Source organism: Brevundimonas sp. MF30-B, assembly GCF_004683885.1.
GTDB lineage: Bacteria > Pseudomonadota > Alphaproteobacteria > Caulobacterales > Caulobacteraceae > Brevundimonas.
In genome coordinates, this window is record NZ_CP038440.1 from 1,947,733 (window position 1) to 1,966,722 (window position 18,990).

Consider the following 18,990-nt stretch of genomic DNA (forward strand, 5'->3'; position numbering starts at 1 on the left):
AAGCTACCCTATCTTGTAGGGAACAAATCCCGAATCGGACCGTGTCAGTGATTCGGTCCTGATTCGTTTCGCGCCTGTTCCGCTCCTTCCAGCGTCAGCGTTAATGATCGAAGGCGGCGCTTGAGGAACTCGACGTTCGTCGCCACCTTGAAGACGTCATGAGTGATCGCCCGACAGGCCAGGCTCCCTCGCGCGTCACCGCGATGTTGGGGCCCACCAACACCGGCAAGACGCATCTGGCGGTCGAGCGGATGCTGGGTCACGCCTCGGGCATGATCGGCCTGCCGCTGCGGCTGTTGGCGCGCGAGATCTATGACCGCATCGTCGCGCGGCGCGGGGCGGCGGCCGTGGCGCTGATCACGGGCGAAGAGAAGATCGTGCCGGACCGGCCGCATTATTTCGTCTGCACCGTAGAGGCCATGCCGCTGGAGCGGTCGGTCGAGTTCGTGGCGGTGGACGAGATCCAACTGGCGGCCGATCCGGAACGCGGCCACGTCTTCACCCAGCGGCTGCTGCACGCCCGCGGTCGGTTCGAGACCATGTTCCTGGGGGCGGCGACCATGGCGCCGCTGATCCGGCGGCTGGTCCCGGACGCCGAGATCGTGTCGCGCGATCGACTGTCGACGCTCAGTTACGCCGGCTCCAAGAAGCTGACCCGTCTGCCGCCGCGCAGCGCGGTGGTCGCCTTCTCAACCGACCAGGTCTACGCCATCGCCGAATTGATCCGGCGGCAACGCGGTGGCGCGGCGGTAGTCATGGGTTCGCTCAGCCCCCGCACGCGCAACGCCCAGGTCGAACTGTTCCAGTCCGGCGAGGTCGACTTCCTGGTCGCCACCGACGCCATCGGCATGGGGCTGAACATGGACGTCGACCATGTGGCCTTTGCCGGGATGCGCAAGTTCGATGGTCGGCGCACGCGCTGGCTGCACGCGCACGAGATCGGCCAGATCGCCGGTCGCGCCGGCCGCCATCTGCGCGACGGAACCTGGGGCGTGACCGGCGAGGCGCAGGAGCCGGACGAGGACATTCTGGAACAGGTCGCGGAGCACCGGTTCGAGCCGATCGAGGCGGCGGAATGGAGAAACGCCCGGCTGGACTTCGACAGCCTGCCCGATCTGCTGCGCTCTCTGACCGTCTCCCCAGGCGTGGGCGGTCTCAGCCTGACGTCGGAGGCGCTGGACGAGACCCTTCTGCGGCGGGCGATGAAGGACGAGGAGGTGCGCCGCATCGGCCGTTCGCGGGGCGCGATCATGCGGCTGTGGGAGACCTGCCAGCTGCCGGACTTCCAGAAGACCACGCTGGACGCCCACGCGCGGCTGGCCAAGGACATCTTCCAGGCGCTGACGCGCGGTCGCGGGCGGCTGGACCAGGATTGGTTCGCACCCCGCTTCGCCGACGTGGATCGTGACGACGGCCAGATCGACCAGCTGTCCGCACGGCTCGCGGGTGTCCGGACGCTCAGCTACATCGCCAATCGGCCCGACTGGCTGGACGGCGCCATGCACTGGCGCCAGCGGACGAAGGAGCTGGAGGTGCGTCTGTCCGACGTCCTGCACGAACGGCTGACCGCCCGCTTCGTGGACCGGCGCACCACCGCCCTGATGCGCGCGCTGAACGTGCACGACGAGACCATGGCCGGTGTGGCCGAGGACGGCGAGGTGACGGTCGAGGGTCAGCTGGTCGGGCGACTGGACGGCGTGCGCTTCACCAGCGAAGCCGGCGGCTCGACCCTGTCGGACCGCACCCTGCGCCAGGCCGCGCATCGCGTCGTCGGGCCGGAGATCGCGCGTCGGCTGGGCCGCCTGGCCGCCGACGAGGACGCCGCCTTTTCCGTCACCCCCGCCGGCGAGGTGCTGTGGCGCGGGGCTCTGGCGGCGCGGGTCGTCACCACGCCGGAGGGCGCCGATCCCTTCGCGCCTCAGGTGCGCCTGATCGGCGACCTGGGGCCTCAGCCGGCGCGGGAGCGGGCGGCGCGGCGGCTGGAGGCCTGGCTGGCGGCCGAGGCGGGCCGGGCGCTACGCGAACTGCGCAGGCTGCGTCATGCCGTGGAGAGCGGCGCGCTGAAGGGCCTGCCGCGCGGCATCGCCTTCCGCCTCATCGAGGCCGGCGGCCTGATCGACCGTCGCGACGTCGAGCGCGACCTGCACGCGCTCAGCCAGGTCGAGCGACGGACCTTACGCAGCTTCGCCGTGCGGGTCGGCGTGCACTCCGTCTGGCTGCCTGGACTGCAGAAGCCCAGAGCGCGTGCCTTCGCCCAAGCCTTCGTCTCCACCGGTCCGCAGGCGGCGGCGCCCTCCCCGCCCTTGTCGGCGCGCGCGCTTTCGGCTCTGGGACTGAGGAGCGTCGGATCGTGGATGGTTACGGTCGAGGCTCTGGAACGCATGGCGGAGCTGCGCGCCCTCAACAGCGGCCGCCTGCCAGATTCGGCGCTGGCGGAGCTTGAGTGGACCGAAGATCAGGCGCGCGGCCTGATTTCAGCGCTCAAGACGCCCCGCGCCCAGCGCGTCGACGTCAAGCCGCGTACGCCTCGCCCCGCCAAGGATTCGCCCTTCGCAGCGCTCGCCGCTCTGACAACCGCACCCCCCGAACGTCAATCTCGAAGACGACGGCGAAAGGCCTGAGGGTTCTTGCCAGGGATCATATTTCGATTATCCTGGAAATATGGAATCTATCGAGGCGATCGAAGGGTTGGCCGCCCTGGCCCAGTCCACCCGGCTTGACGTCTTTCGCGTGCTCGTGCGACATGAACCGGACGGTCTGTCGGCGGGCAGTCTGGCGCGAATGCTTGACGTGCCCCCCAACACCTTGTCGTCCCATCTTGCGGTGATGGCGCGCGCGGGTCTCGTGCGGTCGCGCCGGGACAGCCGATCAATCATCTACCGGGCCGAACTCGAACGCCTTCAGGGTCTTGTCCTCTTCCTTCTGGCCGACTGCTGCCAAGGTCGGTCCGAGGTCTGTGATCCTCTGCTGGCCCGTTTTTCTCCCTGCCCTGCTTGAGGATACGGCGATGGACGTCGTCATTTATCACAACCCCGATTGTGGGACCTCCCGCAATGCGCTCGCCCTCATCCGGCATGCAGGGATCGAGCCGCACGTTATTGAATATCTGAAGACTCCCCCCGCTCGAGCCTTGGTGATCGACCTTGTTCGGCGCATGGGCGTGCCGCTACGCGACGTTCTGCGCCGCAAGGGAACCCCGTTCGAGGCCCTTGGCCTGGAGGACGCCGCCTTGAGCGACGAAGCCCTGCTGGATGCGATCCAGGCGCATCCGATCCTGCTTAATCGACCCATTGTCGTCACACCCGATGCCGTGCGGCTGTGTCGTCCGTCGGAGACGGTCTTGGATCTGATCCCATCAGAGGGTCTGGCGGCCTTCGCAAAGGAGGACGGGGAAGTCGTGATCGACGTCAACGGCCATCGAGTGCGTTGATGCTGGAAGCCTCAGCCGCCGCCTCGCTCCGCCCCGCGCGAGCCCGCCTGTCCTTTCTCGACCGCTGGCTGACCCTGTGGATTTTCGCAGCCATGGCGCTGGGCGTCGCGCTCGGCCTCTTCGTGCCGGGGCTTCCCGCAGGTCTGGACGCCTTGTCGATCGGCTCGACCAACATACCGATCGCCATCGGTCTCGTCCTGATGATGTATCCGCCTCTGGCGCGGGTGAAGTACGAGGCCCTGCCGCAGGTTTTCGCCGACCGGCGGGTGCTGATCCTGTCGCTGTTACAGAACTGGGTTTTGGGACCGGTGCTGATGTTCGCGCTGGCTGTCCTGTTTCTGAGGGATCAGCCCGAATACATGACCGGCGTCATCCTCATCGGCTTGGCGCGATGCATCGCCATGGTTCTGGTCTGGAACCAGCTGGCGCGGGGAGACAACCAATATGTGGCGGGCCTGGTGGCCTTCAACTCGGTCTTCCAAATCCTGTTCTTCAGCGCCTATGCCTGGTTCTTCCTCGACATCCTGCCTCGGCTTCTTGGACTACAGGCCAGTGTCGTGGACGTCAGCTTCTGGACCATCGCCGGCGCTGTGCTGGTCTATCTCGGGGCCCCTTTTCTCGCGGGCTGGCTGACACGGCGCGCGGCCATCGCACGCAAGGGCGTCGAATGGTATGAGGCCCGCTTCCTGCCTCGCATCGCGCCGATCACCCTGATCGCGCTGCTGTTCACCATCATAGCCATGTTCAGTCTCAAGGGCGGCGACATAGTCGCTCTGCCGGGCGACGCGCTGCGTATCGCCATGCCCCTGACCATCTATTTTCTCGTGATGTTCGTGGTCAGCTTTCTGATGGGCAGGCTGATACAGACCGACTATCCGCGCACGACCGCCCTTGCCTTCACGGCGGCCTCGAACAACTTCGAGCTGGCGATCGCCGTCGCCATCGCCGCCTTCGGCCTCGCAAGCCCTGTGGCCTTCGCCGCCGTCATCGGCCCGTTGGTCGAGGTGCCGGTGCTGATCCTGCTGGTTTCGGTGGCGTTATGGCTGCGCCGTCGTCTTTTCCCCGAAACGGGGCCGCGCTGAAACCGCTCAGGTCTTGAGCGGCAGGGCCTTGCGGATCGACAGTTCCTTCAGCTGCGCCTCGCGCACATCGGCCGGCGCATTCATCAGCAGGTCCTGGCCCTGTTGATTCAGCGGGAAGGCGATGACCTCGCGGATGGCCGTCTGGCCCGCCAGCAGCATGACGATGCGGTCGATGCCCGGCGCCAGGCCGCCGTGCGGGGGCGCGCCATAGCGGAAGGCGTTCAGCATGCCGCCGAACTGGTCCTCGACCACCGAGGCGTCGTAGCCCGCAATCTCGAAGGCCTTGAGCATGATCTCGGCCTTGTGGTTCCGGATCGCGCCCGAGCACAGCTCATAGCCGTTGCAGACGATGTCGTACTGATAGGCGCGGATGGTCAGAGGATCCTGGGTCTCCAGCGCCTCCAGCCCGCCCTGAGGCATGGAGAACGGGTTGTGCGAGAAGTCGACCTTCTTCTCGTCCTCGGACCATTCGAACATCGGGAAGTCGACGATCCAGCAGAACTTGAACTGGTCCTCGTCGATCAGCTTCAGCTCGGTGCCGACTCGGGTGCGCGCCAGGCCGGCGAACTTGGCGAAGACAGCGGGGTCGCCGGCCGTGAAGAAGGCGGCGTCACCCTTGCCCAGACCCAGCGAGGCCATCAGCGCCTCGGTCGGCTCCTGGCCCAGGTTCTTGGCGATCGGCCCGCCCCAGGCGCCCTGATCGTCCGACCAGAAGATGTAGCCCAGGCCCGGCTGGCCCTCGCCCTGCGCCCAAGAGTTCATGCGGTCGCAGAAGGCTCTGGAGCCGCCTGTCGGGGCGGGAATGGCCCAGACGGCGTTCTTCGCGTCCGCGCCCAGGATCTTGGCGAACAGGCCGAACCCGCCGTCGCGGAAGTGATCGGACACGACCTGCATCTTGATCGGGTTGCGGGTGTCCGGCTTGTCGGTGCCGTACCAGGCCATCGACTGCGCATAGGTCAGGCGCTCGAAGCCGGCGTGCTCCAGCGTCTCGCCGACGTCGTTGGTGAAGGTGTGCGAGCCGTCGATGGGCGACACCGGCTTGCCCTCGGCGAACTCTTCGAACACGCCGTGCATGACAGGCTCGATCGCCGCGAAAACATCCTCTTGCGTCACGAAGCTCATCTCGACGTCGAGCTGATAGAACTCCAGCGACCGGTCGGCGCGCAGGTCTTCATCGCGGAAGCAGGGCGCTATCTGGAAATAGCGGTCGAAGCCGGAAACCATCAGCAGTTGCTTGAACTGCTGGGGCGCCTGCGGCAGCGCATAGAACTGGCCCGGGTGCATCCGGCTGGGCACCAGAAAGTCGCGCGCGCCTTCGGGGCTGGAGGCCGTCAGGATCGGCGTCTGGTATTCCAGGAAGCCCTGCTGGACCATGCGGTTGCGGATCGAGGAGATGACCTTCGACCGCAGCACGATGTTCTTGTGCAGCGTCTCCCGGCGCAGATCCAGGAAGCGGTTCTTCAGCCGGATTTCCTCGGGGTATTCGGGCTCGCCGAAGACCGGCAGGGGCAGTTCCGCAGCTTCCGACAGCACTTCGACCGCCTGGACACGCACCTCGATCTCGCCGGTCGGCAGATTGGCGTTGGTGGTCTCGGCCGAGCGGCGGATCACCTCGCCATCGACCTTGATGACGCTTTCGGCGCGCAGACGCTCGACCGCCGCAAAGCCCGGCGTCTCTGGGTGCAGCACCAGCTGCGTCAAACCGTAGTGGTCGCGCAGGTCGATGAACAGCAGGCCGCCGTGGTCGCGCTTGCGGTGCACCCAGCCGGACAGGCGAACGCTCGAGCCGGCGTCGGAGGCGCGCAGGGCGCCGCAGGTATGGGAGCGATAGGCGTGCATGGCGAAAATCGTCTGGTGTCGGCTGCGAAACAGCGGGAAATCGGAAGCGCGCTAGGGCGCATCATCCCCCTCGAAAGTCAACCACCCACAGGCCCGCGCGCTTGTCCACCACGGTGGATGGAACCGGCGTGAGCGCGGCCGTGCGGACTGCTATCAAGGCCTCATGACCACGGCCCCCGTCCCGCCCCAGTTGCGTCTGCCGCTCACCCGGGACGTTCCGGCCTGGGCGGACGATCTGGTCGTCTCCGACAGCAACCGCGCGGCGGCGTCGCGGCTGGACGACTGGCCGCGCGCGCCCGGCGACATCCTGGCCCTGCATGGACCCGCAGGCTGCGGCAAGAGCCGTCTGGCCGAGCGCTGGGCCGAGAGGGTGGGCGCCTTTCCGCTGCACGGCGCCGAGGCCGCCGTGGCCGATCCGCTGGAGCTGGAGGGCCGCGCCATCCTGCTGGACCGCGCCCAGGACGCCGACGACGAGACCCTGTTTCACCTGTTCAACCTGACGCAATCGGGCGGCGGGGCGCTGCTTCTGGTGTCGCGCGCGGCGCCGGCGCAGTGGACGGTGGACCTGCCCGATCTGCGCTCACGCCTGGACGCCACGCCCACGGTCAGCGTCGAGGCCCCCGACGACGCGGTCCTGTCGGCCATGCTGATGGCCCGCTTCGCCGAGCGCAGCATCCAGCCCGGCGCGGGCGTGGTCGACTATCTGGTGCGCCGCATCGACCGTTCCGCCGCCGCCGCCGAGGCGGTGGTCGAGCGCCTGGACGCCCTGCACCGCCCGGTCACCCGCGCCCTGGCCCGCGCCGTGATCGAGCCGGATCAGAGCTGAAGGCGGGGGTGAGACCACGCGGGCGATTGCGCCTGTCATTTCCGCGGGTCACTGTCTGCGCATGACCGAGATCGCGCCTATCGCCGACGCCACCCGCGGCGAGGAAGTCCCCTCCTCCCGCGCCCCGCAGCTGGAGCTGTCGGAAGATCTGATGGCCTCGCCGTCGCGGTTCATCAATCGCGAACTGTCCTGGCTGGCCTTCAATGGGCGCGTGCTGGAAGAGGCGGCCAACCCCAATCATCCGCTGCTGGAGCGGGTGCGTTTCCTGTCCATCTCGGCCAACAATCTGGACGAGTTCTTCATGACCCGCGTCGCCGGGCTGAAGGGCCAGGTGCGCGAGCGCGTCCGCGTGGTGTCGCCCGACGGCCTGACGCCCCTGGAGCAGCTGGAGCAGGTCAATATCGCCGCCGGCGGCCTGATGGCCGAGCAACAGGCCCAGTGGCGTCAGCTGCGCAAGGAGATGGCTCACGCCGGCATCGAGCTGGTCGACGGCGACCGCATAACCAAGACCGAGCGCGAGCGGCTTGAGCCCGAGTTTCTGAACCAGCTGTTCGCCGTTCTGACGCCCATGGCGATCGATCCGGCGCACCCCTTCCCCTTCCTGCCCAACCTCGGCTTTTCGCTGGGACTGAAGCTGCGTCGCCGCCGCGACAACCGCGTGCTCTACGCCCTCGTGCCGGTGCCGACCCAGGTGCGGCGCTTCTGGGCCCTGGCGACCGACGGCCGCTCGGCCCCCGGCCGCCAGCGTTTCATCAGCCTGGAATCGCTGCTGCTGCTGTTCATCGACCACCTGTTTCCGGGCTGCGACATCCTGGAAAAGGGCGTGTTCCGCCTGATCCGCGATTCCGACATCGAGATCGAGGAAGAGGCCGAGGATCTGGTCATGGAGTTCGAGGAGGCGCTGAAGCAGCGCCGCCTGGGCTCGGTCGTGCGCATCAAGATCGAGGCCTCCATGCCCGAGGATCTGCGCGCCTTCATCGTCGGCGAACTGGACGCCGCGCCGCAAGACGTGGTGCTGGTCGACGGCATGCTGGGCCTGGCCCAGCTGTCAGAGCTCATCCCCGCCGGCCACCCCGATCTGAAGTTCAAGGGCTATGAGCCCCGCTATCCAGAGCGGGTGCGCGACAACGGCGGCGACATCTTCGCGGCCGTGCGTGAAAAGGACATGCTGATCCACCACCCGTTCGAGAGCTTCGACGTGGTGGTCCAGTTCCTGCGCCAGGCCGCGCGCGATCCCAACGTCATCGCCATCAAGCAGACCCTGTACCGCACCTCCAAGGACAGCCCGATCGTCGCCGCCCTGATCGAGGCGGCCGAGAACGGCAAGAACGTCACCGCCCTGATCGAACTCAAGGCGCGGTTCGACGAAGAGGCTAACCTGCGCTGGGCGCGTCAGATGGAGCGGGCCGGCGTCCATGTCGTCTTCGGCTTCGTGGAGTACAAGACCCACGCCAAGCTCAGCGTCGTGGTGCGGCGCGAGGCAGAGGCCCTGCGCACCTACTGCCACTTCGGGACCGGCAACTATCACCCGGTGACAGCGCGCATCTACACCGACCTCAGCCTGTTCACCTGCGACCCGGTGCTGGCGCGCGATGCAACGCGGGTGTTCAACTACATCACCGGCTACGCCACGCCCGACGAGCTGGAGGCCCTGGTCGTGTCTCCGCTGAACATGAAGGCGACGCTGATCGAATCGATCGGCAAGGAGATGTCGGCCGCCGCCAAGGGCAAGCCCGCCGCCATCTGGGCCAAGATGAACTCGCTGGTCGATCCCGAGATCATCGACGCCCTGTATCGCGCCAGTCAGTGGGGCGTGCGCATCGAACTGGTGGTGCGCGGCATCTGCTGCCTGCGGCCGGGCGTGCCGGGCCTGTCCGAGAACATCCGGGTCAAGTCGATCGTGGGCCGGTTCCTTGAGCACAGCCGCATCATCGCCTTCGCCAACGGCCACGACCTGCCGCACGACAAGGCGCGCCTGTACATCGCCTCGGCCGACTGGATGCCGCGCAATCTGGACCGCCGGGTCGAGTTGATGACCCCGGTTCGCAACGCCACCGTCCACGATCAGGTGCTGGATCAGATCATGGTCGCCAACTTCAAGGACGATGCGCAAAGCTGGACGCTGGACGGCGACGGGCGCTATCGCCGCGTGATGCCGGTCGATCCTGACCGGCCCTTCTCGGCCCACAAGTACTTCATGACCAATCCCAGCCTGTCCGGCCGCGGGCGCAAGGTGAAGACCCTGCCCGAAACGCTCAGCTATCCCCGTCCCAAGACGCGGAAGCGCCGGTGACCGATCCCAACGCGGCGCGCGACATCGCCGCCATCGATATCGGCTCCAACTCGGTGCGCCTGGTCCTGTACCGGCTTGAGGGTCGGGCGCTGTGGACCGTCTTCAACGAAAAGGTCCTGGCCGGCCTGGGCCGCGACCTGCCGGCCACCGGCCGTCTGTCGGCCGAGGGTGCGCAGACGGCGCTGACCGCGCTGCGCCGCTTCGCCGCCGTCCTGGAGGGTGTGCAACCCGACCGCACCCTGGTGGTCGCCACCGCCGCCGTGCGCGAGGCCTCCGACGGCCCGGACTTCTGCGCACGCGTGCTGGCCGACACAGGGCTGTCGATCCGCGTTCTGACCGGCGAGGAGGAAGCCCGCTACGCCGCGCTCGGCGTCCTGGCCGGCGCGCCCCACGCCTCTGGCGTCGCGGCCGATATGGGCGGGTCCAGCCTGGAGCTGATCCGGCTCGACAGTCAGGGGATGAAGCAGGGCGTGACCCTGCCGCTCGGCCCCTTCGCCCTGGCCCAGGGCGAAGGCTTCGACGCCGACCGGGTGCGCAAGACCATCGACGCCAAGCTCAAGCCCGTGGCGGCGGGGTTTCAGTCCTCGACCCTGTATGCGGTCGGCGGCGCCTGGCGCACCCTGGCGCAGGTGAACATGAACCTTCGCGACTACCCCTTGCGCGTCGTGCACCAGTACGCCCTCAGCGCCGAGGAGGCCCTCGAAACCGCCGCCCTGATCGTGCGCCAGTCGCGGGCGGGGCTGGAGAAACTGCCGGGCGTCTCGCGCCGTCGCGCCGAAACCCTGCCCTACGCCTGCCTGGTGCTGGAGCGGCTAATCCGCCGTCTCGGCCTTGAGCGAATCGAGATGTCGGCCTGGGGCGTTCGCGAGGGGCTGGTTTTCGACGCGCTCGAGCCCGCCGTCCGCGACGTCGACCCGCTGATAGCCGGCAGCGCCGCTCTGGGGGCGCGCCAGGGCGTATCTACGGCCCTGCCCGAGGCTCTGGAGGCCTGGGCGGCCCCGCTGGTGCAGGCCCTGCCGCCGGCCTTCGGCCGCGAGCGCGACGCGGTGCTGATCCGCGCCGCCTGCGCCCTGGCCGACATCGGCGCGCGGCTGCATCCCGATCACCGGGTGGAGCTGACCTTCGACCAGGTGCTGCGGGCCCCCGTTCCGGGACAAAGCCACGCCGAGCGCGCCTTCCTGGCCTCGATCATCAACGCGCGATATGGCGGCGCGCCCACCACGCCCGAGCCGCGCACCATCGACCGGCTGCTGGACGAGCCCCAGCGCCTGACCGCCCGCGCCCTGGGCCTGGCCATCCGGCTGGCCTGCGACCTGTCGGGGCGCGCGCCGGAACTGCTGCAGCAGACCCGTCTGGACATCGATCGCACTGCGCTTCGCCTCGTCGTCGCCGGCGAACCCGACCTGCTCCTTGGTGAACAGACCCGCCGCCGCGCCAAGGCTCTGGCCGAGGCGACGGGGCTGAAGCTTGTGGTCGAACCCGGGCGCGGATGACGGATCACGACGTGGTTGCCAGACCAAATGTCTGACATGTCCGAGGGTTTTGTTGCACGGCCGCCAAGTTGCATGGCGCCCGATCCATCGGCCTTATAATCGGGCGGACGAGAGCCCGCTCCACGATCAAGCCGATTTCACACCATTCACACTATTCAGACTCTGTTTTTTCGGTGCGCACCCCAGGCCCTCGATCGGGGTCCCGACTGCCGGCGTATCGCGCGGAAAATCAAAGTTCAAGTCGGTCCACGATTAACGCCGACATATCCTTGAAATATCGTCCAATAATGCTCTCTGGAGCTATGGAGGTGATGGGGCGGCCCGAATCCCCGGCGGCCCGAATGTCGGCATGCAGCGGCACGTCTCCCAGATAGGCCACGCCCAGCCGCGCCGCCTCGGCCTCTCCGCCGCCGCGACCGAACACTTCGCCGCTCATGTTTTCGATCACCCCCAGGGTGGGCACGCCGACCTTCTGGAACAGGGCGTGAGCACGCCGTGCATCGGCCAGAGCCACCTCCTGAGGGGTGGTGACGATGACGGCGCCGTCCAGCGGCGTTTTCTGGATCAGGGTCAGTTGCACGTCGCCGGTGCCGGGCGGCAGGTCGATCACCAGCACGTCCAGCGGGGCCTCGGCGGTCCCCCAGCGGGTCTGCGTCAGCATCTGGGTGATGGCCTGCGACGCCATCGGGCCACGCCAGATCATGGCGTCGTCGGCGTTCGTCAGCAGGCCGACCGACATGGCCTTCAACCCGTGAGCCAGGTGCGGGACCATGGCCCCGTCCTCATAGGCCGGCTTGCCCGACAGGCCGAGCATGGTCGGCAACGACGGGCCGTATACGTCGGCGTCCAGCACCCCGACCGACAGGCCCCGAGCCGCCAGCGCCGCCGCCAGATTGACCGACACGGTGGACTTGCCTACCCCGCCCTTGCCCGAGGCCACGGCCAGGACGCGCCGCACATGGGCCGGGCGGTCCGTCGCGACCGGCGCCTTGGGCCGCCCCTGATCCAGCGCGGCCTTGGACAGGCCCGCGGTGCGCGGCGCCGGGGCAGACGCCGGGGCGGCCTCGGCGGTCAGCACGACCGAGACGCGCGTCACGCCCGGCAGGCCCTTCAACGCCGCCTCGGCCGCGTCGCGAACCGGGGCGTAGAGCGCCGCGCGGCCGGCGGGCGCCTCGATCACAAAGCCCGCGCGGTCGTCCGCCACGACCAGCCCCTGGACCAGGCCGGCGGCGACCAGTCCTTGGCCGCTGACCGGATCGATCACGGCGTTCAGGGCGTTCAGCACGGTCTGGCGGTCGGGCAAGGCGGGTCACCTGAGCTTGCGGGCGGGAGGGTCGCGTTCTATCGCCCAAGCAGCCGAGCCGCGAGCCCGATTTGACCCAGACGCCCCTTCTGCTGATCGCCGGCCCTACGGCCTCGGGCAAGTCCGCCCTGGCGCTGGAGCATGCGCGGCGCACGGGCGCGGTGATCCTCAACGCCGACAGCCAGCAGCTGTACGCCGACCTGCGCGTCCTCACCGCCCGCCCGTCGCTGAAGGACGAGGCCCTGGCCGAGCACAGGCTCTACGGCGTGGCCGACGCCGCCGAGGCCTGGTCCGTAGGGCGCTGGAGTCGGGCCGTCCTCGCTGAAATCCAGGCGCTGGAGGGCCGCCCGGCTATCCTGGTCGGCGGGACAGGTCTGTATTTCACCGCCCTGACCCGCGGCTTGGCCGACATTCCCCCGGCGCCGGACAATGTGCGCAAAGAGGTCGAGAACGAGTTCGACGCGAACGGCGAAGCCGCTTTCCGCACACGCCTCGCGCGGGTCGACCCATCGGCAGCGGCCCGCATCGAGGCCGGGGACCGCCAGCGCCTGGTCCGCGCCCTGACCGTCCATCGCGCCAGCGGCCGCGCGCTCAGCGACTGGCAGGCCGACACCCAGCCGCTGCTTGAGCCAGGCGACTGGACCGGCCTGGTGGTCGAGCCCGACCGCACCGAACTCTACGCCCGCTGCGACGGGCGCGCGGCGGCGATGCTGGATCAAGGCGCTTTGGCCGAGGTCGACGCTCTCTCAACCCGCAGGCTGGACCCCGCCCTTCCCGCCATGAAGGCCGTCGGCGTGCGTGAACTGGCGGCGCATCTGGCCGGCGAGACCACCCGCGCTCAGGCCCTCGAAGCGCTGTCCCAATCCACCCGCAACTACGCCAAGCGCCAGTTGACGTGGTTCCGCAATCAAACGCCCGATTGGCCGCGCGCCTGAACCCTTGGAACGGGGGCCCGCCTGACCTATATTGGATTTGTCCGGGTTCGCCCGGACTATGGCGATAAACGCGCCTGTAATAAGCGGACCGGACCCGGGTGCGATTCCCGGCGGCTCCACCAATTCCTCCCGTGTATCGGCGGGCGGTGCGGGGCCGACTAGCATCGACGGACGTGTAAAGAGGATTGCTTTCGCTCGTCCTGGCCCACCGTATCGGGCCTTTATCTAACTGCGAACGATAACTTCGCTGGAGAAGTCCGCCTCGCCGCGTAATGCGGTTCGGTTGATTTCGAATCTTAAGTCCTAGGGGTTCAGATCCCTGGGCGGGGCCCGGAGGGCGCCTGGCAACAGAAGCCCTCCACTTGCTTCAGATGCACCTCGGAAGCCTGGCAACATAATCCCGGCGCTTCACCTCTCCACTTTCTCCAAAACTCGCCTTTCGTCCGGGCCGCCGCGCGGGTATCAGTCGCGCGTCCAGCCGCCGAGGTTACGATGGCCGTCGAGAAGCCCCCCGTCGACGAGATGCACTATGAGCATCTCGCCCAGAACGCCCTTCGCGGCGTGATCCGCCAGGCGCTCGAGCGCGCGGCGGGCCCCGGCGGCATACCCGGCGCGCACCATTTCTACATCACCTTCAAGACGCGCGGCGTCGGCGTCAGCGTGCCGCCCGACGTGATCGCCAAATATCCCGACGAAATGACGGTGGTGCTTCAGCATCAGTACTGGGACCTGGCGGTCGAGCACGACCTGTTCTCGGTCATGCTCAAGTTCGGCGGCGTGCCCAAGGTGCTGACGGTGCCCTATTCGGCCGTGACCCGCTTCTACGATCCCAGCGTGCAGTTCCTGCTGCAGTTCGAGGATCCGGAGATCGTCGATGACAAGCCCGAGCCCACGCCGCCCCCGCCGCCGGCTCGCCCCACGGGCGACGACGACGGCCCCAAGGTCGTCAGTCTGGACCAGTTCCGTAAGAAGTAGGCTTCGACACCCACGCGCGTGTTCAGCATTGCCAAGGCGGCAAATGGAACATATCATGAACACAAATGGGAGGCGGTGATGCTTGAAGGCGGATGTCATTGCGGCGCGGTGCGCTATTCGATGCCGGCGGATGCGCGCCATGCGCTGTGTCACTGCGCCGACTGCCGCAAGGCGGCGGGCGCGCCGGCGGTGGCATGGGCTCTGGCGGCGGTCGAGCAGGTTCCGATCACGGGCGAGACCCAGATGTACGCTTCGTCCGAACACGGCCGACGCTATTTCTGCGGCGCCTGCGGATCGGGGCTGTTCTACACCAACGACGTCATTTTTCCGGGCATGATCGATGTCCAGACCGCGACGCTGGATGATCCGGGCGCCCTGCCCCTGCTGGCGCAGATCCAGACGGCGGAACGCATCAGCTGGATGGCGCATCTGGACGCCGTCCCGGCCTTCGAGCGCTATCCGCCCGAGGCGTGATCCGACCGGCGCGGATACGCCCGTATCGTGATCCGCTCGCGCTCGCCTTCGCGCCGCTCGACCAGCAGGCGGGCGACCTGGGCGTCGTCGTGAAAGAGGTAGCCCTTGATGGCGTCCAGCAGAGCCTTGGCGAGGTTGTCCAAGTCCATCCACGGCGGGTCGCCGACGTGCTCCATCACGATCTCGACGGTGTAGTCGCCCCAGGCCGGCCGGGCGCCGCGCCATTCCTTGCGCATGAACTCATAGACCAGGGGCTTGTAGTATTTGGCCTGGGTGGTCAGGCCGTCGATGGTGATCTCGACGGCGTCGCCGCTTTCGCGCGCCCGCACCTTGCCCGTGCCGATCCAGCCTGAAGTCATGTGAGCGCCGCGTCCGCCGGCGCGGCTTGCCCGCGCACGCTCGCGTGCTACACCCCCGCGCGACTTCTCGCCACGTTCAGGATGCACGCGACATGACCCAGACCCGCAGCGAAACCGACATCTTCGGCCCGATCGAGGTCGCGGCGGATCGCTATTGGGGCGCGCAGGCGCAACGGTCGCTGGGCAACTTCAAGATCGGCTGGGAGAAGCAACCCCTGCCGATCGTTCGGGCGCTGGGCATCGTCAAGCGCGCGGCGGCCGAGACGAACCGCGACCTGGGCAAGCTGGACGCCAAGCTGACCGACGCCATCGTGCAGGCGGCCAACGAGGTCATCGAGGGCAAGCTGGACGACCACTTCCCCTTGGTGGTGTGGCAGACCGGCTCGGGCACCCAGTCGAACATGAACGCGAACGAAGTGATCTCGAACCGCGCCATCGAGATCCTGGGCGGCGAGATGGGCTCAAAGAAACCCGTCCACCCCAACGACCACGTCAACATGAGCCAGTCGTCCAACGACACCTATCCCACGGCCATGCACGTGGCCTGTGCGGAAGAGGTGGTACACCGCCTGATCCCGGCCCTGCAGCAACTGGGCAATGCGCTGAACGACAAGGCCGAAGCCTGGAAGGACATCATCAAGATCGGCCGCACCCACACCCAGGACGCCACGCCCCTGACGCTGGGCCAGGAGTTCGGCGGCTATGCGGCTCAGGTGCGCAACGGCATCGAGCGCATCGAGCAGACCCTGCCGCGCCTGATGGAGCTGGCCCAGGGCGGCACGGCCGTCGGCACCGGTCTGAACGCCCCCGTCGGCTTTGCGGAAGGCGTGGCGGACCGGATCGCGGCCATCACCGGCCTGCCCTTCAAGACCGCGCCCAACAAGTTCGAGGCTTTGGCGGCGCACGACGCCATGGTCTTCTCGCACGGCGCGATCAACACGGTCGCCGCCTCGCTGTTCAAGATCGCCAACGACATCCGCTTCTTGGGTTCCGGTCCGCGTTCGGGCCTGGGCGAGCTGGCCCTGCCGGAGAACGAGCCGGGTTCATCGATCATGCCGGGCAAGGTCAATCCGACCCAGTGCGAGGCTCTGACGCAGGTCTGCGTTCAGGTGTTCGGCAACCACGCCGCCGTGACCTTCGCCGGGTCGCAGGGGCATTTCGAGCTGAACGTGTTCAACCCGGTGATGGCCTACAACTTCCTGCAGTCGGTGCGCCTGATGGCCGATGCGGCGATCAGCTTCACCGAAAACTGCGTGGTGGGCATCGAGCCCCGCATCGACAACATCGAGCGCGGCCTGAACAATTCGCTGATGCTGGTCACCGCCCTGAATGGCAAGCTGGGCTATGACGCCTGCGCCAAGATCGCCAAGACGGCGCACAAGAACGGCACCACCCTGCGCGAAGAAGCCGTCGGCGGCGGCTATCTGACCGACGCCGAGTTCGACGAGGCCGTGCGCCCCGAAAAGATGATCTCGCCGGGATGAGCCCGCTGGAGCGCCCATACTGGCTCGAAGCGCGTTTTGAGCGCCAGGAGGATTGGGACGAAGAGGTCTATCCCTTCAATCTGCCTGTGCTGCGCGGCTTGGAAAGCCTGGCTTTCCACCCTCACGTGACGTTTTTCGTGGGCGAGAACGGCTCCGGGAAGTCAACCCTGATCGAAGCTCTCGCTGTCGCTTGGGGCTTCAACGCCGAAGGCGGCTCTCGTGACCATCAGTACTCGACACGGGCCTCTCATTCCGCGCTCCATCGTTACGTCCGGCCAGTGCGCGCGCCAATCAGGGTGAAGGACGGCTATTTTTTCAGAGCAGAGAGCTTCTTCACCACCGCAACCTATCTCGAAGCCTCCGGCGCCAGCCGCAAGGGCCAGGCCCGCCTGCACGAGCAGTCTCACGGAGAGAGCTTTTTCGACTTTTTCGAGAACAGGCTTGAGGGCGACGGTCTCTACATCATGGACGAACCGGAGGCGGCCTTGTCGCCCTCTCGCCAGCTATCCTTCCTGGCCAGATTGCATCAGCTTGTTGCGGCGAGGTCTCAGTTTATCATCGCCACCCATTCCCCCATTCTACTCGCATACCCGGACGCTTGGATTTACCAGGCTTCGGCTCACGGACTGGAGCGTGTGGCTTACGAAGACACTGAGCATTTCCAGGTAACTAGAAGCTTTCTGAACCGACCTGAGACCTATCTCGACATCCTGATGAGCGAGGATTGACGATAAGGTCGGCCCGATTTACGGGCGCTTCCCATCCGCCGCATGCCCTTTTCGCCGGGCTGATCTGGCCCGACCGCCCCATTCGTCCCATATCGACCTTCGGAGCCCGCCCCATGAGTATTCACACCCGCATCGAACAGCTCGGCATCGTTCTGCCGGAACCCGCCCAGGCCGTGGCCAACTATGTGCCGTGGGTGCGCGCGGGCGAGCTGATCCACATCTCGGGCCAGCTGTCGAACGACGCCTCGGGCGGGATCAAGGGCACGGTGGGCGTCGACGTGACGCCGGAAGAGGCCCATCAGGCCGCGCGCCTGTGCGGGATCAACCTGCTGGCCCAGATCAAGGCGGCGCTGGACGGTGACTTCGACCGCGTGCGCCGGATCGTCAAACTGGGCGGCTTCGTTCAGGCCGGGCCCGAGTTCAGCGCCATTCCCGCCGTCATCAACGGCTGCTCGGACCTGATGGTCGAGGTGTTCGGCGACGCGGGCCGTCACGCCCGTTCGGCCGTGGGCGTCTATCGCCTGCCGCTCGGCTTCGCGGTCGAGGTGGACGCCATCGTCGAGGTGAAGTGACGTTACGCGTCCGCGTTCACGATTCCATCGCCGGCGTCGGGCGCGAAGCCTGGGACGCCTGCGCGGCGGCGACCGGCGATCCGTTCCTCTCCTATGACTTCCTGCACGCCTGCGAGGCGTCGGGCAGCGCGGTTCCGAGCCAGGGCTGGGGACCGCGCCACCTGGCGCTGGAGGGCGACGACGGCGCCGTCATCGGCGTCATGCCCCTCTATCTGAAGGGCCACAGCCAGGGCGAATACGTCTTCGACCACGCCTGGGCCGACGCCTATGAGCGCGCGGGCGGGCGCTATTATCCCAAGCTGCTGTCCGCCGTGCCCTTCACCCCCGCGACGGGGCCGCGCCTGCTGGCCCGCCCGGACGCCGACGCGGGCGTGGTGCGCGAGGCCCTGCTTCAAGGCGCCGTCGGCCTGGCCGAACAGGCGGGCGTGTCGTCCCTGCACGTCAACTTTCCGACGCGGGAGGAATGGACGGGGCTGGGCGACGCGGGCCTACTGCTGCGCCAGGACATCCAGTTCATCTGGCGCAACGGCGGCTATGCGAGCTTCGACGACTTCCTGGCGGCGCTGTCGTCGTCTCGCCGCAAGACGATCCGGCGCGAGCGGCGCGAGGCCCAGGCCGGGCTGGAGATCCGCGTCCTGACCGGCGGCGAGATCGAAGAGGCGCACTGGGACGCCTTTTTCGCCTTCTACATGGACACCGGCTCGCGAAAGTGGGGCCGGCCCTATCTGACGCGCGACTTCTTCAGCCGGGTGGGTGCCACGATGGCGGACCGCATCGCCCTGGTGATGTCGTTTCGCGCTGGTCAGGCGATCGCCGGCGCGCTGAACTTCATCGGCCGTGACGCCCTGTACGGCCGCCAATGGGGTTCGCTGGACGACGTGCCCTTCCTGCATTTCGAGCTCTGCTATTATCAGGCCATCGACTTCGCCATCGCGCGCGGCCTGTCGCGGGTCGAGGCGGGCGCGCAGGGCGAGCACAAGTTGGCGCGCGGATACCTGCCCTCGGCCGTCTACAGCGCCCACTGGATCGCTCATGACGGACTGCGCGCGGCGGTGTCGGACTATCTGGAGCGCGAAAGGACGGGGATCGACCTCGAGATCGAGGCGATGACGGCCGAGATGAGCCCCTACAAGGCCGTCTAGTTTCAGTCGAAGCTCCGGCCTCAGCCCAAGAGTCTCAAGCCTCTCCTTCTCTCGC

At 67.5% G+C, this 18,990-nt stretch carries 17 protein-coding genes and 1 other RNA gene; 15 read left to right on the top strand and 3 right to left on the bottom strand.

What is annotated here, in order from left to right:
- Nucleotides 1-158 precede the first annotated feature (158 nt).
- Genes E4M01_RS09885 through arsB form a run of 4 tightly spaced genes read left to right on the top strand, consistent with a single transcriptional unit; the run spans nt 159 to nt 4,512 of the window.
- On the top strand, nt 159-2,621 hold the full coding sequence (locus E4M01_RS09885) for a helicase-related protein (RefSeq protein WP_135062953.1): 2,463 nt from the start codon (nt 159-161) through the stop codon (nt 2,619-2,621).
- Between the two features lie 40 nt (nt 2,622-2,661).
- The gene (locus E4M01_RS09890; protein WP_135062951.1) at nt 2,662-2,997 is read left to right on the top strand and encodes a helix-turn-helix transcriptional regulator; all 336 of its coding nucleotides are present in this window, start codon (nt 2,662-2,664) and stop codon (nt 2,995-2,997) included.
- A gap of 10 nt (nt 2,998-3,007) precedes the next feature.
- Nucleotides 3,008-3,430 carry an arsenate reductase (glutaredoxin) gene (gene arsC / locus E4M01_RS09895; RefSeq protein ID WP_135062949.1) on the top strand — a complete coding sequence of 141 codons (423 nt, stop codon included), beginning with the start codon at nt 3,008-3,010 and terminating at the stop codon, nt 3,428-3,430.
- Nucleotides 3,430-4,512, top strand: coding sequence for an ACR3 family arsenite efflux transporter (gene arsB, locus E4M01_RS09900; RefSeq protein ID WP_135062947.1), 1,083 nt, complete (start codon nt 3,430-3,432; stop codon nt 4,510-4,512). The genes arsC and arsB overlap by 1 nt, the downstream gene beginning before the upstream one ends.
- Nucleotides 4,513-4,518: 6 nt before the next feature.
- On the opposite strand, the gene aspS is transcribed toward arsB, so the two are convergent.
- Nucleotides 4,519-6,360, bottom strand: coding sequence for an aspartate--tRNA ligase (aspS, locus tag E4M01_RS09905; RefSeq protein ID WP_209316112.1), 1,842 nt, complete (start codon nt 6,358-6,360; stop codon nt 4,519-4,521).
- A gap of 154 nt (nt 6,361-6,514) precedes the next feature.
- On the opposite strand from aspS, the gene E4M01_RS09910 reads away from it, so the two are divergent.
- The 3 genes from E4M01_RS09910 (at nt 6,515) to E4M01_RS09920 (ending at nt 10,963) form a co-directional block, all read left to right on the top strand.
- Nucleotides 6,515-7,177 carry a DnaA ATPase domain-containing protein gene (locus E4M01_RS09910; protein ID WP_135062943.1) on the top strand — a complete coding sequence of 221 codons (663 nt, stop codon included), beginning with the start codon at nt 6,515-6,517 and terminating at the stop codon, nt 7,175-7,177.
- Nucleotides 7,178-7,238: 61 nt separating this feature from the next.
- On the top strand, nt 7,239-9,470 hold the full coding sequence (locus tag E4M01_RS09915; protein ID WP_135062941.1) for an RNA degradosome polyphosphate kinase: 2,232 nt from the start codon (nt 7,239-7,241) through the stop codon (nt 9,468-9,470).
- Entirely contained in the window at nt 9,467-10,963 is a 1,497-nt protein-coding gene (locus E4M01_RS09920; RefSeq protein ID WP_135062939.1) for a Ppx/GppA phosphatase family protein, read from the top strand. The genes E4M01_RS09915 and E4M01_RS09920 overlap by 4 nt, the downstream gene beginning before the upstream one ends.
- A 229-nt stretch (nt 10,964-11,192) precedes the next feature.
- Here E4M01_RS09920 and E4M01_RS09925 read toward each other — a convergent pair whose 3' ends face one another.
- Complete coding sequence (locus E4M01_RS09925) at nt 11,193-12,266, bottom strand: Mrp/NBP35 family ATP-binding protein (RefSeq protein ID WP_135062937.1); 1,074 nt, start codon at nt 12,264-12,266, stop codon at nt 11,193-11,195.
- A 71-nt stretch (nt 12,267-12,337) separates the two neighbouring features.
- On the opposite strand from E4M01_RS09925, the gene miaA reads away from it, so the two are divergent.
- From miaA to E4M01_RS09945, 4 genes are all read left to right on the top strand, one after another.
- Entirely contained in the window at nt 12,338-13,201 is an 864-nt protein-coding gene (miaA, locus tag E4M01_RS09930; protein WP_135062935.1) for a tRNA (adenosine(37)-N6)-dimethylallyltransferase MiaA, read from the top strand.
- Nucleotides 13,202-13,564: a transfer-messenger RNA gene (gene ssrA, locus E4M01_RS09935) on the top strand. It abuts the gene before it with no gap.
- Between the two features lie 129 nt (nt 13,565-13,693).
- Nucleotides 13,694-14,176 (top strand): SspB family protein, encoded by a 483-nt coding sequence (locus E4M01_RS09940; RefSeq protein WP_135062933.1) that lies wholly within the window; start codon nt 13,694-13,696, stop codon nt 14,174-14,176.
- Between the two features lie 78 nt (nt 14,177-14,254).
- Nucleotides 14,255-14,650, top strand: coding sequence for a GFA family protein (locus E4M01_RS09945; RefSeq protein WP_135062931.1), 396 nt, complete (start codon nt 14,255-14,257; stop codon nt 14,648-14,650).
- Here the strand turns inward: E4M01_RS09945 and E4M01_RS09950 are convergent.
- Nucleotides 14,632-15,009 carry a RusA family crossover junction endodeoxyribonuclease gene (locus E4M01_RS09950; RefSeq protein ID WP_135062929.1) on the bottom strand — a complete coding sequence of 126 codons (378 nt, stop codon included), beginning with the start codon at nt 15,007-15,009 and terminating at the stop codon, nt 14,632-14,634. The genes E4M01_RS09945 and E4M01_RS09950 overlap by 19 nt on opposite strands.
- Before the next feature lie 92 nt (nt 15,010-15,101).
- Between E4M01_RS09950 and fumC the strand changes: the two genes are divergently transcribed.
- The 4 genes from fumC (at nt 15,102) to E4M01_RS09970 (ending at nt 18,935) form a co-directional block, all read left to right on the top strand.
- Nucleotides 15,102-16,493: a class II fumarate hydratase gene (gene fumC / locus E4M01_RS09955; RefSeq protein WP_135062927.1), complete on the top strand. Its 1,392-nt coding sequence runs from the start codon at nt 15,102-15,104 to the stop codon at nt 16,491-16,493.
- Nucleotides 16,490-17,221, top strand: a complete 732-nt coding sequence (locus E4M01_RS09960; protein ID WP_135062925.1) for an AAA family ATPase — start codon at nt 16,490-16,492, stop codon at nt 17,219-17,221. The genes fumC and E4M01_RS09960 overlap by 4 nt, the downstream gene beginning before the upstream one ends.
- Before the next feature lie 113 nt (nt 17,222-17,334).
- Entirely contained in the window at nt 17,335-17,793 is a 459-nt protein-coding gene (locus E4M01_RS09965; protein WP_135062923.1) for a RidA family protein, read from the top strand.
- Nucleotides 17,790-18,935: a GNAT family N-acetyltransferase gene (locus E4M01_RS09970; protein WP_135062921.1), complete on the top strand. Its 1,146-nt coding sequence runs from the start codon at nt 17,790-17,792 to the stop codon at nt 18,933-18,935. Before E4M01_RS09965 ends, E4M01_RS09970 begins: the two co-directional genes overlap by 4 nt.
- Nucleotides 18,936-18,990 lie beyond the last annotated feature (55 nt).

Coding starts and splice junctions, on each gene's coding strand:
- E4M01_RS09885 (WP_135062953.1), top strand. CDS start 159: ATGAGTGATCGCCCGACAGGCCAGGCTCCCTCGCGCGTCACCGCGATG.
- E4M01_RS09910 (WP_135062943.1), top strand. CDS start 6,515: ATGACCACGGCCCCCGTCCCGCCCCAGTTGCGTCTGCCGCTCACCCGG.
- E4M01_RS09890 (WP_135062951.1), top strand. CDS start 2,662: ATGGAATCTATCGAGGCGATCGAAGGGTTGGCCGCCCTGGCCCAGTCC.
- fumC (WP_135062927.1), top strand. CDS start 15,102: ATGACCCAGACCCGCAGCGAAACCGACATCTTCGGCCCGATCGAGGTC.
- E4M01_RS09940 (WP_135062933.1), top strand. CDS start 13,694: ATGGCCGTCGAGAAGCCCCCCGTCGACGAGATGCACTATGAGCATCTC.
- E4M01_RS09915 (WP_135062941.1), top strand. CDS start 7,239: ATGACCGAGATCGCGCCTATCGCCGACGCCACCCGCGGCGAGGAAGTC.
- arsB (WP_135062947.1), top strand. CDS start 3,430: ATGCTGGAAGCCTCAGCCGCCGCCTCGCTCCGCCCCGCGCGAGCCCGC.
- E4M01_RS09965 (WP_135062923.1), top strand. CDS start 17,335: ATGAGTATTCACACCCGCATCGAACAGCTCGGCATCGTTCTGCCGGAA.
- E4M01_RS09960 (WP_135062925.1), top strand. CDS start 16,490: ATGAGCCCGCTGGAGCGCCCATACTGGCTCGAAGCGCGTTTTGAGCGC.
- E4M01_RS09945 (WP_135062931.1), top strand. CDS start 14,255: ATGCTTGAAGGCGGATGTCATTGCGGCGCGGTGCGCTATTCGATGCCG.
- arsC (WP_135062949.1), top strand. CDS start 3,008: ATGGACGTCGTCATTTATCACAACCCCGATTGTGGGACCTCCCGCAAT.
- E4M01_RS09950 (WP_135062929.1), bottom strand. CDS start 15,009: ATGACTTCAGGCTGGATCGGCACGGGCAAGGTGCGGGCGCGCGAAAGC.